This window comes from Bacteriovorax sp. BSW11_IV, from assembly GCF_000447755.1.
GTDB lineage: Bacteria > Bdellovibrionota > Bacteriovoracia > Bacteriovoracales > Bacteriovoracaceae > BSW11-IV.
Genome location: NZ_AUNE01000043.1, coordinates 48,475 through 64,392, shown reverse-complemented (window position 1 = coordinate 64,392; position 15,918 = coordinate 48,475). Strand labels below are relative to the sequence as shown.

At 37.0% G+C, this 15,918-nt stretch carries 12 protein-coding genes; 5 read left to right on the top strand and 7 right to left on the bottom strand.

Translation table 11 applies throughout. The features are described 5' to 3' along the window. Positions 1–948, bottom strand: a complete 948-nt coding sequence (locus tag M899_RS11560) for a hypothetical protein (protein ID WP_021271610.1) — start codon at positions 946–948, stop codon at positions 1–3. After that, positions 949–1,737: a DUF4423 domain-containing protein gene (locus M899_RS11555; RefSeq protein WP_155897197.1), complete on the bottom strand. Its 789-nt coding sequence runs from the start codon at positions 1,735–1,737 to the stop codon at positions 949–951. Between the two features lie 227 nt (positions 1,738–1,964). On the opposite strand from M899_RS11555, the gene M899_RS11550 reads away from it, so the two are divergent. Beyond that, the gene (locus tag M899_RS11550) at positions 1,965–3,557 is read left to right on the top strand and encodes a cache domain-containing protein (protein WP_021271586.1); all 1,593 of its coding nucleotides are present in this window, start codon (positions 1,965–1,967) and stop codon (positions 3,555–3,557) included. Positions 3,558–3,585: 28 nt separating this feature from the next. Here the strand turns inward: M899_RS11550 and M899_RS11545 are convergent, their stop codons facing one another. The 3 genes from M899_RS11545 to fusA all read right to left on the bottom strand — a co-directional run bounded on the left by M899_RS11545 (position 3,586) and on the right by fusA (position 9,469). Beyond that, complete coding sequence (locus M899_RS11545; RefSeq protein ID WP_021271596.1) at positions 3,586–6,567, bottom strand: alpha-1,6-glucosidase domain-containing protein; 2,982 nt, start codon at positions 6,565–6,567, stop codon at positions 3,586–3,588. 108 nt (positions 6,568–6,675) lie between these two features. Then, complete coding sequence (locus M899_RS11540) at positions 6,676–7,131, bottom strand: hypothetical protein (RefSeq protein WP_021271702.1); 456 nt, start codon at positions 7,129–7,131, stop codon at positions 6,676–6,678. Between the two features lie 175 nt (positions 7,132–7,306). Next, positions 7,307–9,469 (bottom strand): elongation factor G, encoded by a 2,163-nt coding sequence (gene fusA, locus M899_RS11535; RefSeq protein WP_021271673.1) that lies wholly within the window; start codon positions 9,467–9,469, stop codon positions 7,307–7,309. A 290-nt stretch (positions 9,470–9,759) separates the two neighbouring features. On the opposite strand from fusA, the gene M899_RS11530 reads away from it, so the two are divergent. Next, positions 9,760–10,383 (top strand): hypothetical protein, encoded by a 624-nt coding sequence (locus M899_RS11530; RefSeq protein ID WP_021271704.1) that lies wholly within the window; start codon positions 9,760–9,762, stop codon positions 10,381–10,383. On the opposite strand, the gene M899_RS11525 is transcribed toward M899_RS11530, so the two are convergent. Both M899_RS11525 and M899_RS11520 read right to left on the bottom strand, forming a co-directional pair. Next, on the bottom strand, positions 10,380–11,423 hold the full coding sequence (locus M899_RS11525; protein ID WP_155897195.1) for a cache domain-containing protein: 1,044 nt from the start codon (positions 11,421–11,423) through the stop codon (positions 10,380–10,382). The genes M899_RS11530 and M899_RS11525 overlap by 4 nt on opposite strands. A gap of 95 nt (positions 11,424–11,518) precedes the next feature. Further along, positions 11,519–12,703, bottom strand: a complete 1,185-nt coding sequence (locus tag M899_RS11520; protein ID WP_021271602.1) for a hypothetical protein — start codon at positions 12,701–12,703, stop codon at positions 11,519–11,521. Between the two features lie 130 nt (positions 12,704–12,833). Here M899_RS11520 and M899_RS11515 point away from each other — a divergent pair, with 130 nt between their 5' ends. The 3 genes from M899_RS11515 (at position 12,834) to M899_RS11505 (ending at position 15,918) form a co-directional block, all read left to right on the top strand. Then, a complete protein-coding gene (locus M899_RS11515; protein WP_021271581.1) occupies positions 12,834–13,481 on the top strand; it encodes a MarC family protein in 648 nt (215 codons plus the stop codon). A gap of 364 nt (positions 13,482–13,845) precedes the next feature. Then, positions 13,846–14,577: a trypsin-like serine protease gene (locus M899_RS11510; protein ID WP_021271633.1), complete on the top strand. Its 732-nt coding sequence runs from the start codon at positions 13,846–13,848 to the stop codon at positions 14,575–14,577. A 30-nt stretch (positions 14,578–14,607) separates the two neighbouring features. After that, positions 14,608–15,918 (top strand): D-alanyl-D-alanine carboxypeptidase, encoded by a 1,311-nt coding sequence (locus M899_RS11505; RefSeq protein ID WP_034729042.1) that lies wholly within the window; start codon positions 14,608–14,610, stop codon positions 15,916–15,918.

Here is a 15,918-nt window from a genome sequence, read left to right as displayed (position 1 = left end):
TTATTTTTTTAACGAACTAAACTTTTCAGAGACATCTTTTTTAAGCGACGTATTTAATTCATAAAGCATTTCCAATTTCTTTTTCAAAGCTTCATCAATTGAAGAATATTCGCCAACTAAGGCAATATAGAACTGCATTTCAAGTTTTCCCATTTCCATATTAAGTGCACTAATAATCTTCTTCTTTTCTTTACTATTGTGAGACTCATTAAAATCTTTTAACTTCTGCTGAACTACGTTCAATCTTTCTTCAAGTTCAGGAATAATCACTTTCAATCTTTGAGTAGAGGCCTTTTCCTCTGAACTCAATGGTCCGTATCCAGATGAAATCCCAAGACGAATAAGAGTCTCTTTCACTTCTTCTTCACTTGCTTGAAAGAATTGTTCAGAGTGCAGATAAGCATTGATAATTCGAATAACATCAGAATCATTTACATAATTTCTCAACCATTCATGAACAAACAACCAAGATAATTCATCTGCATTCTTTGAGAGTTGATCGATCAAAGATGCATCATAGTAGTATCTTTTGAAGGGCTCTTTCACTAAGACAACGACTTGCTTAACTTCATCATCACATCGACCAGGAAGTTCAACAAAAAGGTTCTCATCTGCAACATTTTTAAGTTTGCCTTTTACCCAAAACACTCCCTCTTCAACATTTCCCTTAGTTTTAAAATTATCGAGAAACTTATTAAGAGTTTGTTCCAAAAGAGGCAATGTCGTTTTCAAATGATTTTGAATTCTCTTAATTGAGATTTCATAATGATCTTGCCTAATAATATCGAAGTACCTCTCTTCCATCATGATTACAGAATCAAGAGTATGAATATTTCCTTCACAATAAACAACATCGCCCCCATTTCCTTTTTCGTTTAGAAGGGGCTCTTTTGCATTTGTGATAGGACTCATCGAGAGAAGGGCCATTAATCCAATTAGTTTTTTCATCTACATCTCCATTAATTTTTCAGTTTTCGTTAATGGATAAAATTGGATGGCCAATTGATAAACATCCGTTTTATTACCATCTCTAAGCAGTGCCATCATCTTTTGACGAAACTCTCTAATAATGGTTTTGGCCTCCGTGAGCTTTTCTAGATCAACTGCAACCGTCATTGCAGAGAAGTCTCTAAGCATCACCTCAACTTCATCAAGCTTTAATTTCCCCATTTCTAGGGTTTCTTTATGTGATTCTTTAAGAGCAAGACTGCTAATATCCTCAGTCGTTCTTACTCTAGGTTTTGATTTCTTAAACTGTCCATCTTCAAGGGACAGCAGACCACTTACTTTTAAATTCTCAAGGACAACTTCGGCCCTTAGCTCAGAGATCCCTAACCTTCTTGCTACTTCTTGAACAGAACAGTCAAAACTATCAATATCAAAAAGCGTAAGAACAGCGTAATGCTCCCACTGAGCGATGACATTAAAATAAGATTCATCCAACATGAAACGATCATCAGCTTCATCAATTTTAATATCATCAATAGTTGTTTTAGAACGGTAGAGGCTCTCTAGAAATAAAGTCCTCTCTTTTGGTGCCAAGGCCAACTTTTCAACAACGACATGTGATGTTTTAAGCGGCAAAGGTCTATTTCCCTTCATAACTTGAGATAAAGTCGCAGGATGAACACCAATATCTCGAGCAAAAGCACGCAATGAATACTGCGGATTATGCCTTTGCCTATTGGCCAACTCCTGCTGGATTTTATGAATGTGATATTTTTTCGTTTCAAGCATGGGAGGGTTATAGCACTTTTTGTAAACAAGGTGTTGCACTTTGAAAACAAAATGAAGCAAGCGGCCGCAACATATATTTTTTACACAAATTCCACTTAACTACATCGTATATACAGGCACTTACAACATGACAAGACTCCTTCCGAAACCTGACGCAAGTCATCATTTAAAACTTTAAGCAAACTTAAGATATAGACGATAGAAACTCGAACAGTTGTGGGAGGCCTATGCAAAATATAAATAAAACGACTATGAAAGAGCGTGTGAAACAATTTTTCCAAGCTTCAATTTTTTCATTCTTATCTTCAATTACATTTGTTTTACTTATTATTTTCTTCACCCTTCCCTCTGTTGAGCAAACGGCGAGAAAAGGAAAGACAGAGGCGATTCGAGTCGCTATCGAAAACGCTTATACAATGATTGAAAAAATTCACAAAAATGCTGAGCAAAAAATCATCACTGAAGAAGAGTCCAAAATTCAAGCGAGAGAACTTCTTCAGGCCTTGCGCTTTAATGGTAACAATTATTTTTTTGTAACAGATCTTGAATACAACGTTGTGGCCCATGGTGCAGAACCAAAGAAAGTGGGAAACAATATGAAAGAATACAAAGATTCAAATGGAGTGTTTCTCTATCAAGAATTTGTTAAAATTGCCAAAGATAAAGAGGAAGGGCCAATAAGTTACTTTAGACCAAAAGCAGGTCAAAACGAGCCTCTTGAAAAAATCTCATATGTAAAATTGTTCAAACCATGGGGTTGGGTTCTTGGTACAGGTGTTTTTATTGATGACGTTAATTACACTGTTGCCCAAGCAAAGAAGACGACTGTTATCGGTCTCATCATTTGTGTTGTTATTGCCCTTATGCTGTCATTTGCGAATTCAATCATTCAGTACAGAAGTTTTATTCTTCCTATCAAAAAAGTTATTAATAATTTAAAAGCTGAATATACAGAGCTTGATAAGGTTGCCTCACATATTGCAGAAAGCTCAGAATCACTCATCGTGGCCACAGAACAACAGGCCGCTTCAGTAGAGAATATGGCCAGTGCCGCAGACGAAGTAAGACAAATGTATGAGTCCACAAAAAATAGTGCGACAACTTCTAGTGAGATGTCTAACCAAGCAGCTTCAACATCACTAGAGGGTAAATCTAAAATTGCTGAACTTATCGAGTCTTTCAAAATTATTGAAAAAGATAATAGTGATATCATTGAAACAATTAAAGAAAATAGTCAACATCTTGAGAAGATTGCTGAAACCATCACAAATATCAGAGATAAAACAACTATTATTAGTGACATTGTTTTCCAAACGAAACTCCTCTCTTTTAATGCATCCGTTGAAGCTGCAAGAGCTGGAGAGCACGGTAAAGGCTTCAGTGTTGTGGCCAATGAAATTGGAAACCTTGCAAAAGTAAGTGGTGACTCTGCCATTGAAATTGCTCAAATTGTTGAAGAAAGTACAAGAAATGTTAGAGAGCTTGCAACATCGACAACTCAAAAAATTGAGAAAATCATTAAGACGACTTCCGTAAATATGAAAGAAGGAAATCATTTGATGAACCAATGTGAAAGCGCATTAATAAATCTCAATCAACAATCTCACCTAACAAGTGAAATGGGCCAAGAGATTTTGGGTGCCCTTCTTGAGCAAGGAACAGGAATTCACGATATCAATAAATCAATTAGTATGCTCTATGATACACAAAACGAATTAAAGAGAAGCCAAAAGCTTTCAGATGAACAAGTAAAAGTTTTGATCGAAAAGAGTAAGTCTATTAAAAAGGCCGTATCTTATCTTGAAAAAGTTGCCTCATAAAAAAGGCCCCTAATTGGGGCCTTTATTTTTATTTCATAAAATAAACCATTAAACTCATACAAGGCACACTAATTTTACCAGCTCTTTTATCCACAAAAGCTTCGTCTCTTTTTGCTCCCGACTGATCAAGAAGACGTTTTAAACGTGGTTCCTGGGATTGAGTCAAAGAATTTGCAAGCTTAATATCATTGTGTTTAATATCCTCATCATAAAAGTCTAACCAATCATGCCACGATGTATTGAAAAGAATATAGGCCCCTTTGTTGTCGGGATCAATTCTCTGACCAACTCTATCATCAAGCTTCATTACCAGAAGACGCGGATCAAAGTCACCAACTTGATTTCGAACATTATCATTAAACGACAACTTCTGAGCAATTTGTTCTTTAGTCTGCATTCTAAAAAGACCAGACTCTTTACGTGTTTGCAACATCGTTTTAAACCACTCTAAATTGCCCATGATCTGTTCTTTAGAAGGCGCAGGTATTCTTGTTAGCCTCTCCTTCCAATTTGGCCACGCATGAAGATTCTCTTCCTGCCATGCTGGAGGGAGTCCCTTGGCCCAATTATTTGTTGTATAAGTAAAATCAAGGCGGTTAAACCAATCACCTGAATTGTACGAATTCTCATCTCCTGATTTTGATCTTAAAATCTCAACACCCGCATGAAAAAACGGAATTCCTTGCGCGAGTGAAATAAAACCGATTCCCATCTGCTGCATTTGAACAACTTTTTCCATAGGTGCCCACATTCCAACTTTTGCCATCAAATGATCAAACATCGTGGCCTTATCATGGGCAGTTAAGTAATTAATTGATTCGGCCGGTTCATTATAGATCCCACCATTCCAATCATTCAAAGTTGCTCTCAATGCATTTTTTACTGTTTCTCTATTATGTGTTTTATCTGTTAAATAAGAGTCATCAATAAAGAGCTCTCTCTCATTTTGTCCCTTACCTTTAATGGCATCTCTAAAAGTAGAATTGAAACTTCCTAATCCCATTTTTAAAGAAGCTGCACCCCATTGGTGAACGGTCTCACTAGGCAAGAGCCATCTCAAAGAACCGAAGTCCCAACCTTCTCCATAGAGATAAATTTTCTTACCATCAACTCCATCTTTGGCCAATGTTAGTGTGTCGAGCTTTCTGCGAACTTCTCTCATTGTATCTTTCGTTAGAAAATTCATAAGATCAAAGCGGATACCATCTAACTTATAGTTTTTTACCCATTTATAAGTAGAATCAGAGATCAGCTTTTCTACCATTTTGTTTTCACTTGCCGTATCAACACAACAAGAATCTTTAGTGGGATTTCCAAAGTGATCTAAACGATAAAAATAGTCTGGGACAACTCTATTTAATACAGTGTTATCAAAAGTATGATTATAAACGACATCGGCTATAACTCTTAAACCAGACTCATGTAAAGACTGAACGGCCTGTCTTAGCTCAAGAACTCTAGCTGCCCCCATACTATCTGTAGCATAGGCCCCTTCAGGTGCCATATAGTGATGGGGGTCATAACCCCAATTAAACCCATCGCGATCTTTAATTTTTGCAATGATTGCTTGTTGCTTGTCACTATCTTTTGGTAGAGACTCTAGAACTTCTAAAATTGTTTTCTCAGCATCTGGCGAGTCAGGTTCAATATCTCCATACTTATTAAATATATCTATCCTCTCATCTTTATTTTCATTTACTGAAGCCATGTCATTAATAGGAAGTAAGTGAATATGTGTAAGCCCAGATTTTGCAAGCTCAGACAAATGCTTCATACCATTCGAGCTTTTTTGTCCAAAGGCCGCAAAAGTACCACGCATTTTTTCTGGGACAGTTTCATCAAAGATAGAAAAATCGCGCGTATGAAGTTCATAGATTGTCATATCTGTAGGATGGACCAAAGTATGGTGCTCACGAACAGTATGGGTATCCCAACCTTGTGGACGGTAACTGTTTTCTAAGTCAACAATCTGACTTTTTTTACTATTTGTACTCAATGAAAGAGAATATGGGTCTGTCACTAAGTGAGTTTCAATTTTTCCACTTTCGCGATTAAATTGAGTAATCTCATAAAGATAAAATTTTCCATTAAGATCTTGATCTGACTTGGCCACATATACGCCATTTTCTTCATTCATTATCAGTGTTTCAAAAGATTCCTGACCATCTTCATGATAAAGACGAACTGAAACATTTTTCGCAGTAGGCGCCCAAAGCTTAAATTGAGTGCCTTCTTTAGTGACCACACTTCCTAAATCATCACCATTATAATAAAAGAGTTCATCTAAAACACTGGCCTTATGAACACCTGAACTCTTAACAATTTCACCCTGTGAATTTCTTATAACTATGGCGATGTGATCTTTAGAAAGATTGCGAGCACTTTCTTGATTAATGTCGCCGGTAATTTTTGAAAAACCGTGACTTCTTAGATAATCAAAGCGCTTATAAAAATCTTCGCTTTCAGATCTAAAGTCTCCAGAAAAAGACATTTCGAAACCATGGTCAACTTGACCATCAACGATGACATCTTTATCTGAAACTCGAATATCACCTGTTTCACTATGATATAGATAGGCCTTATAATCTTGATTATCATAGTGGCCAAGCACCCCAAAGGTCTTATGATCAATCCAACGAAATTGTACATCATAAATTTTTTGAGAGGCCATAAGGGCCTTATCATAAGAATCAAAATATTCACTGGCCCCTTGGACAAGATAAATATCCTTAGTATCGCCAAGGTCTTTGATATGAATTGGATTAATATCAATTTGACCATTATTATGAACCATCAAATAGAATTCACCATCGCCAAGATCAAGGGTTACCTTTTCAGATTTAAAACCAATTGTTTCGGGCCACACAGTGCGATCTTTTTCAGAGATAGCATCACCCCAAACATGGACTCCAAAATCGGAGGCCTTCCCATCTTTTCTCATATAATGGATTTGAATCTCTTTAGAAAAAGAACTAAGAGTGAACAATGAAATGAGCAGGAACGTTAACATTTTAAAATTTTTCATTCTGTTTAAATAACAAGAAACATGCCAAAATTTTTCAGTCAAATTAACTACTTACACTGCTCAAATATTTATCAATGACTAATTAGTTATCACTTACTTTTGAACAAGGTCTACACAAGTCATCGTGGACTGTGTACAGCCGACTGTCGTCGCCTCTATTTCTACTGCATCAACTCTCTCGTTCTTTCTTGTAACTTGAATTTTAGAAAGTATTTCAAACTGATCTATTTGATCATGCCCGGTAATCAGAACACGATCACCGTTATCGTCCACAGTGGCCTCTTCTAAAAGCTCTTCTGTAAGTCCTAGCTCTTGATCTACCTCTATAAAAATGCTGTCCTCACCGCCAATTTCGTCCTTACAGACAAGGATTGCTTCTGTCTTGAGAGTACCTTTAACCATAATGGCACGCACCTCTTTTCCATGATGAAGGATTTCAACAGAACACTCTGATCCATCAATAGTAGAATGTCCTTTGTAATTAACGATTTTATGTGCATTTGCGCCCAGAGAAAGCATCGTAAATGCTATAAGAGTTGTCATTTTCATTTTGCCACCTGTGTTTATTGAAAGTGATTTATCTTAAACAAATTTCACACAAAGATGGGTCTAATAGAAATTATTATAGATAGTGTCGAAAATTATTACGGTCCAAAATAAAAAAGGCCCAGATTTCTCTGGGCCTCATTTTTTGAAAATTTAATTTCGTTCGAGAAAGTAACGATTAATCATCGTTAGCAAGTTTCTCTTTACGCTCAGCAATTACTTTTTCTTGGATATTTGAAGGACACTCAGCGTATCTTGCAAATTCCATTGTGTAAGAAGCTTTACCAGCAGACATTGAACGAAGCTCGTTAGAGTATCCGAACATTTCTGATAGAGGAACCTCAGCATTGATGATTACGTCCCCACCTGGATCAGTCTCAGAACCTTGGATGATACCTCTTCTAGAAGAAAGGTCACCAATTACCGAACCTTGGTATTCGTCTGGAGTTGTAACTTCAACTTTCATTACTGGCTCAAGAAGAACTGGTTGAGCACCTTTGATAGCTTGTCTCATCGCTTGTCTAGAAGCAATACGGAACGCCATATCAGAAGAGTCAACATCGTGGTACTTACCGTCTTGTAGGAAGATTTCACAGTTAATAACTGGGAAAGCTGCAAGAGGTCCCTTATCCATAACGTCTTGGAAACCTTTTTCACAGGCACCAATGAATTCGTTAGGAATAGATCCACCTTTAATTTCGTTATTGAATCTAAATACTTGGTCTTCTTTCTCTTTTCTGTCTTCTGGAAGTGGCTTAAGCATACCCACAACTTGACCGAATTGACCAGAACCACCAGTTTGCTTCTTGTGAGTGTAATCGAACTTAGTTTCAGTTCTGATTGTCTCACGGTAGTTAACCTGTGGAGCACCAACAGTAACTTCAGCATTGAACTCACGCTTTAATCTTTCTACGTAAATTTCAAGGTGAAGCTCACCCATACCAGCGATACGTGTTTCACCTGATTCTTCATCAGTGTAAACGTGGAAAGTCGGGTCTTCTTTAAGGAACTTAGCAAGACCTTTTGACATTCTCGCTTGAGCATCTTTATCTTTACAAGAAACTGAAAGCTCAATAACTGGAATTGGAACGTGGATACCCTCACATGAAATGTTTAGGTCTTTGTCGTCAGCAACAAATGTATCCCCTGAAGCACAGTCAACACCAACAAGAGCGATGATATCCCCAGCGTGAGCTGAATCGATATTCTCTCTGTCGTTAGAGTTCATACGAACCATACGTCCAACACGAACTTTTTTCTTAGTTCTTGTGTTGTAAACAGTTTCACCCTTATTTAGAGTACCACGGTAGATTCTTGTATAAGTAAGCTGACCGAATTGTTCGTCAGTAATTTTGAACGCCATAGCAATAAGAGTTCCTTCTGGATCCGGTTGGATTTCCATCTTCCCTGCTTTCTCATCAACGATAGTTGGAAGAGCACAAGTAAGTGGAGATGGAAGGTATCTAGCAACACCGTTAAGAAGAAGTTGAACACCTTTGTTTTTGAAAGCAGAACCCATAAATACAGGAGTAAGTTTAAGTGATTGAACACCAACTTTAATACACTTGTGTAGTTCTTCTTCTGAAGGCTCTTCACCTTCAAGGTATCTTTCCATGATCTCATCGTCGAACTCAGCAACTTTATCGATCATTTCTGCTCTGTATTCTTCCATTTGATCAACTAGATCAGCTGGACACTCTTCTTCTCTTACTTTTTCACCGTTATCACCGTCGAAATAGTAAGCTTTTTTAGCAACTAGGTCTACAACACCACAGAAACCATCTTCTTCACCGATTGGGATCTGAACAAGAACTGCGTTGTGGTTTAGTTTTTCAACAAGGGCATCTCTACCTTTGAAAGGGTTTGCACCCATACGGTCCATCTTGTTTAGGAAAGCAAGTCTTGGAACGTTATATCTTCTCATCTGTCTGTCTACTGTAATTGACTGAGACTGAACACCAGCAACAGAACAAAGAACTAGTACAGCACCATCTAGTACACGAAGTGATCTCTCTACCTCTACAGTAAAGTCAACGTGTCCCGGAGTGTCGATTAGGTTGATTCTTGTTTCTTTATCAACACCATCAGCAAAAGTTGTACCTGCGTTACCGATACCTTTCCAAGTAACAGTTGTAGCAGCAGAAGTAATTGTAATACCTTTTTCTTTTTCAAGTTCCATGTGGTCCATTTTCGCACCATCACCAGCACCACGAACGTCTGAGATTTTGTGGATCATGTCACAGTAAAAAAGAATACGCTCACTCAGTGTCGTCTTTCCTGAGTCAATGTGCGCCGAAATCCCGATGTTACGAGTTTTGGCCATAAGTTTGTTGTTAATCATCTTTTCTCTCCAAACTAGAATGATAGAATTATTAAATACAACTGTAATTTTTTAAACATTTTAAAACCGCATCTTAGTGAAATTCTGGGCATGAGTCAATCTAGGAACATTAAAATAACTGAAAAAAATAGGGGCCCAATAAAATGACTCAACTAGTAATTTTTCACTTAAAAAAGCGTATCCTAGTTGACAAGAAAGCCCCTTACCATTAATAAATTTTAACAGACAAAATTCATCGTAAAATTAACATATTAGATTATCATTTAAGGAATACTCAAGAGTACGAATCTATGGGCAGCGAACTTAGTAAACAAGATCTATATGAAGGCGTAAAATCCCTCGTCGACCACACGGCAAATCACATTCATTTGCCACAGCACAAACTTTTTACACTATTCAGTATTGGGTTTCAGTATCTTTTGTTTAATTCGACAAAAGTTCCGGGCGCCTACATTATACGTATTGAAGACAGCCTCTTGGCCGACAAGCTGTGTAAAAAAGCGAAGGACCAAACGACCCGCAAGTTTCTTCAATCCCTAATGCTTCCGCGTAAGCTGAAGTATGGCAAATCTATCTTCTATCTCGACTACTTTCATATTGGTACATGGAATCTGACAAAAGATATTCCGCGCGACAAGATCAAAGGTGCTCTTATCGTTAAAAACACAACGACAAGACCAATGAATGAACAGGTCATTGAAGAAGAAGAAACAGATGTCCTAATGCAAAACCTGCCAAAGGATTATTTCCTTAGCTCTTTAACAGACTTTGTACCAAGAACAATTACAATAGCCTTCGATGAGTCTTTTGATGAACTAGAAAAACTAGAGTTTCCATTCATTAAAAAAGATGTTGAAAAAACAATCTCTGGAGTGACTCTCGGAAATGATGTTTCATGGGATAAAATAGATTAGATATATTTTCGCAAGAAGCGGTATATATGTCCGACGATAAAAAAGTTCATTATTATCAAAAGAATAAAGAAGTAATGGCCATTTGGTTTAGACACAACCTTGGCCATTAACATCGAATAATCTTCTATCTTATCAATAGGTCCATAACTACAAATAAGGTGATTACCTTCATAGCGAAATTCGCTAACTCCACGCTCGCCTTTTACTAACTTTCGACCAATTTGCGCAAACTGATCATTCTTATCGTATTGGATATAATCACTTACAACGAGAACATTTCCAAATTGATCATAAATTTGATTTCCATCTTGATCAGAGATCGGCACCAATTTTTTACGATTATCAAAGTGATACCAAAAAGCACCACTGCGATGGATGACCGAAGGCCAATATGAATCATCAAGTTTATAACTTTCATTCAATCGTTTAATAAATTTATCAAATTCATTCCACTCAACACCACCTCCAACTAGCCCTTTAACTTTTCCATCCCTTATAATGGTTGCCAATACAAGCACAAGCCTATACTCAGAGACATAGGCGATTAATGGAGCCGTTACATAGGTCATGTATTTATTGTCCACATTGTCGCGCACAAGTTTTTGCCAATAATGTCTTTTCTTTGTGTTTTTCAAAGGTGATTTTGGATCAGAGTTATCCAAAGAATGAAGACCTCCCAAGAAAGTATTTCCAGGATTGTCTGCGGTATAATATGTCCCATCAGCATTAACGACAAAAATTCTTATAAATCGTTTCTCTACTTCGCCAAGAAGTTTTAATTTAGGCATAAATTTTTGAGAATCATAACCATCAAAAATGGGAGAATTTGCTAAAGAGTTAACAAATTTTAAATGGCCATCAAAGTAAGCTTCCACTTCTTTAGCATAAGAGACTTGAATTTCTGTTAATTTTTTTTCTTGGTTGTAGACTTCATAGCGAAACAAATAATGATTAAATATTTGGTTAAAAAACCAAGCGATCACCGTTAGGTGAAAAAGTATAATTATCTTTAAAAATAAGGACAATCTGTGTTCGGCCATATCTTCATATTTTCAAGGAATTTATTTTTAAGAACAAGAAGAAAGGGCCATTCGGATTGACATAAAAAAGGGAGACCATTGTCTCCCTGATTTCATTATTTAAGAACGCAACTCATAAGTTTCTTAAGATTCGCACCTGTTGAATTTTGAAGAGGGCCAAAGTGATTATATGCATAACCTGCATATATGAACGGAGTGACACATCTTTGTGCCGCAGGCACTAAACCTGAAGATGATCTATTACTAGGGTGAGTAGATTTTGAAGCCGTTGTGTTTACCTGAATAGCGAATGTTTGCGCCACTTTATTTACACCACAAAAGGCATTCATTCCTTGGTGTGAGCTACCAAACATTCTAATGAGATCTGATTGGGATGCTTTTTCATTTACAGGACATTGAGGATACATTTGGTTCCAATGTTTTAAACATGCTCCAATATTTCCTGTGTATCGCGGAGTGAATTGGTAGAGACCGATATTCAATTTACTCTCCGCTGGCTGATAGGGATCTTCATAAAATTTTACACCAGCAGGCTTTCTATAATTTGAAGGAGCATACTTTCCTGCTACTTTCACAGATGAAGATGCATCGGCCGTAGTTAACGACTCAACATAAGATAAACAGCCCATAAATTTTGACCATGTTTTCACTAGATCAAGCTTGGCCACTTCATCTCCTGCTAGCATATCATCTCTAAGGCCATTTACTTTATCTTCAAATTCATTGAGCATCTCAATAACATCTGAACCTGGAACTTTTTTAAGCGATGTCGTTAATGAACTTTTTGTTGAGTGGCATAAAGGAAAATGTGCTAGTCCTGTTAATGCATGTTTATCGCGCGAGCTTGGTACAGCATAATAAGATGAAAGATGTGCTACCTCGGGACGAATATTAAGCAATTGCTCAGAAACATAAAAAGAAATTTGATCGACAAAGCGATCTTTTCCATCAAGAGCATTTGAGCAATGATCACTTGATGTATTAAAGCTACCATCCCTTACTTTAAGTAACTCGGCACTCCCAAATTGAGACTCAACTTCGGCATTAATAAATTCTGCAACCTCTTCATTCATATAAGTAGAATCTAGGGCCGGTGTATCGTATTGAGGCTCTACAGGACTTGCAGGCTCTCTATTTGGTTCAGAAGGTGTTGGTGTGGGTGTTGTATTTGCACCTGAATTTGATGATGATCCCGTTTGGCGTGATCTAAACAGCCCCATACTCATCGCTTGATCTGCAAAGAATAAGCTTGCGAGTAAAACGATCAAATACTTCTTCATGGTTTTCTCTCTTGTTTTGTATTGTTTCAAGAAACCAATCGGAAAATATTTCCCCTTCTTTATAATTTTTGGTGGCCATTTTTTTATGAAATCTTTATTAACTTCGTTTACAATGGGTTAGAGGTGGACAATGACAGCAGATAAGACTGATATTTTGAAATTTATGATTACTCTTTTAACGATTATTAATCCGCTTGGTGCGATTCCAATTTTTTTGTCGTTAACAGACAACTTTAGTCAACAACATATTGTGACGGTTTCTAAAACGTGTTCAATAGCGGTTATTGTTACTCTTTGTATAAGTCTTATTTTTGGACAAAACATTCTTAATATGTTTGGAATTAGTATTCCTTCATTCACTATCGGTGGTGGAATCCTACTTCTTAGTATGGCCTTCAGTATGATCACGGCCTCTCCGAGTAAGACTAAAATTAATAAAAGCGAAATGGAAACTTTTGAAAACCGTCCAGACTTAGGGATTGTTCCACTAGCTATTCCAATGTTGGCCGGACCTGGAAGTATTTCAACGGCCATTATTCAAGGTAAATCACTAAGTGGACTTGAACAGTGGCTTGGTTCGATCCTGGTAATTATATCTATGGGTGTAGTCGTATACGTTATTCTAAGAAGCTCAAGAACTCTGGGTAGAAAACTAGGCATGGTGGGAATGAGCGTTCTTTCAAGGGTCTTTGGTATAATTCTTCTGGCAATCTCAATCGAAATGATCGCCAAAGGCGTTAAAGAGATTCTACCAATCCTCAAGGGCGCTCCTGTTTAAAACAAGAGGGCCTTGGTACAAATTTAAATGGTAAGATAGGATATTGATTTGGATTAAGGGGATAAATTCTTATCCACTTTAATGATGCCGGTATAGGTGGGACAAAAGGACCGATTTTAAATCGTAACCAAGGCCTGTATATTGTCCGGCTTTCTTGTTAATACTATAAGCAATCCTCGTGCCAACTTTTTCACTCAAGTATTCCTAGTAAATTCAATGAAATGCCCTCGAAATCTTCTGGCCCCAGGGCCCAATTGCACCTTTTTCACGGTTCCCATTTTGGCCCTTGTAAAAATGACACTAGCTCTAAACAAGCACAACACAATGCGGTATAAGCACAGCATCATTTGTTTGGGGGAATTAAATGATGTGGTTACGAAAGAGTATAATCTTCACCTGTTTCTTCGCTGTAATTGCAAGTTCATGTGGACGCGGAAACGTTAGCGAAAAGGTAGAATTCTCAGTGAGTGGAATCATTCATGGAGAAGAGGTGGACCAAGATGAATACTCTTTCGTGGCCAAAATTCTTCAAGACAATCAAACAATCTGCACAGCGATTCTTTTAAATAACGACACTGCCCTATCGGCGGCCCATTGTTTCGAAAATTATCTTCCAGATGAAATCAGTAACGGCAGCACGACAAGACAAATTGCTGAAATTATCACCAATCCAGAATTTGATTATAGTCTCGATAATTATAGTGATAATGATATTGCCATAATCAAATTGGAAAGTGGCGATCAATTTAACGTAAGTAAATATCCAAAAATAACTGCATTAAAAAAGCAGCGAAGCACTTTTTTAGTTGTAGGACACGGTAAAGATGAAAACAACATCACTGCCCTACGCACTAAAACAATAAAAGAAGTACCAATTAAAAGACGTTGTTATAAAAACACGAAAAAAATTATTACAACAAATACTGCTATTTATGGAGCTGATAGCGGTGGAGCTCTTCTTACTAAAAATGATTTAGGGGAATCATTAAATTTAGTTGGAATCTCGTCGGCGTATTATAAAGGTGATTTTTGCAGAGCAAATTCAATCTTTGTAAATCTTGCTGACCATCTATCATGGATTGAAAAATTCATTTAAAAGAAGAGAAATTCATTTTCTGGGGGGGAAATGATGAAATTAAAACTTATGATTTCGACAGTTGCTTTAAGTATCCTGTCTCATTCTCAAGTCTATGCGGTCGCTAATTTTACAAAGATTATGGCCTCGTATGATCTGACACCAAAGTACCACGGTCTATGTACTCTCGATGACAAAGGTAATATTGGCGGTTTAAATCCGCATCGAAAAGTTCGTCTTGCATCTGTGACTAAGCTGCTTACCACTTTGTGGGCCGTTGAAAAAATTGGACCAGACTTTAAGTATGATACGAAGTTCTTTGAAAAAGACGGTGATATTCATATCGCAGGGGATTTAGATCCGATCTTCAGTACAAGGAAACTTTTCTTTTTGATTTCCCAATTAAACAATATGGGAATCACAGAAATTAACAATCTTACATTTGATAAGAATCTTAAGATTTTCACTGGAGCAGAAGGTTATTCGGGAAGTATTCTTAATATCTCACCAGAAAGAACAGCTCAAAATTTGAGAGATTTCTTTAACACTGATGCGTGGGAAAAACTAAAAGTGGCCTATACGGCCTTTATCAAATCCACTCCAAAAAGTGTGATTGATGCACTTCAGATTAGAGATTCCTTAGATGATATCTCACTAAAAGTTAAAAGTATTCGTTACGTCGAAGAAAATCCATTTAAAGACGATCAAAGTGCTGTGAAGGAAATGACTCACCTATCGCCGGAAATTGAAAAATATCTAAAACTGATGAACATTCAATCAAACAACTACATTGCTGACCAAGTTTTTGAAAAACTTGGTGGTACTAAGGCCTTTGAAAAATATGTTAATCCAATAGTTGAAGAAGATTTTCCAGATTACAAAAATGAGCGTCTTGAATATTCTGCAAATGAACCATCAATTGTGATCAATAGTGGTTCAGGTCTAAATACAGTAAAAAATGGCGCGCGTTTCGATAATTATGCGACATGTGCCATTGTAGTTAAGCTAATTAAGAGACTTGATCAAAAAATGATGGATCTCGATAGAAAAATTCAAGAAATCGTAGCTGTTCCAGGATCAGATGGTGGGACATTTAGAACTCGCCTAAATACTCCGAGAATAGCAAACTCGATTGTAGCAAAAACAGGTACGCTTTTTCATACATCGGCCCTTGCTGGTAAAGTATCTACAAAAAATGGAGATGTTTACTTTGGTGTTTTCCACCAACTTCAAGGTTGGAAAGGAAATGCAAAGATGGCTCAAAATGAGATCGTAACAGAGATTATTGATGCGAATGGTGGACCGAAAAAATTTGACTATAAAAAAGAATACTTTTTTCCTGCAGATCAAATTTTGCAGTAA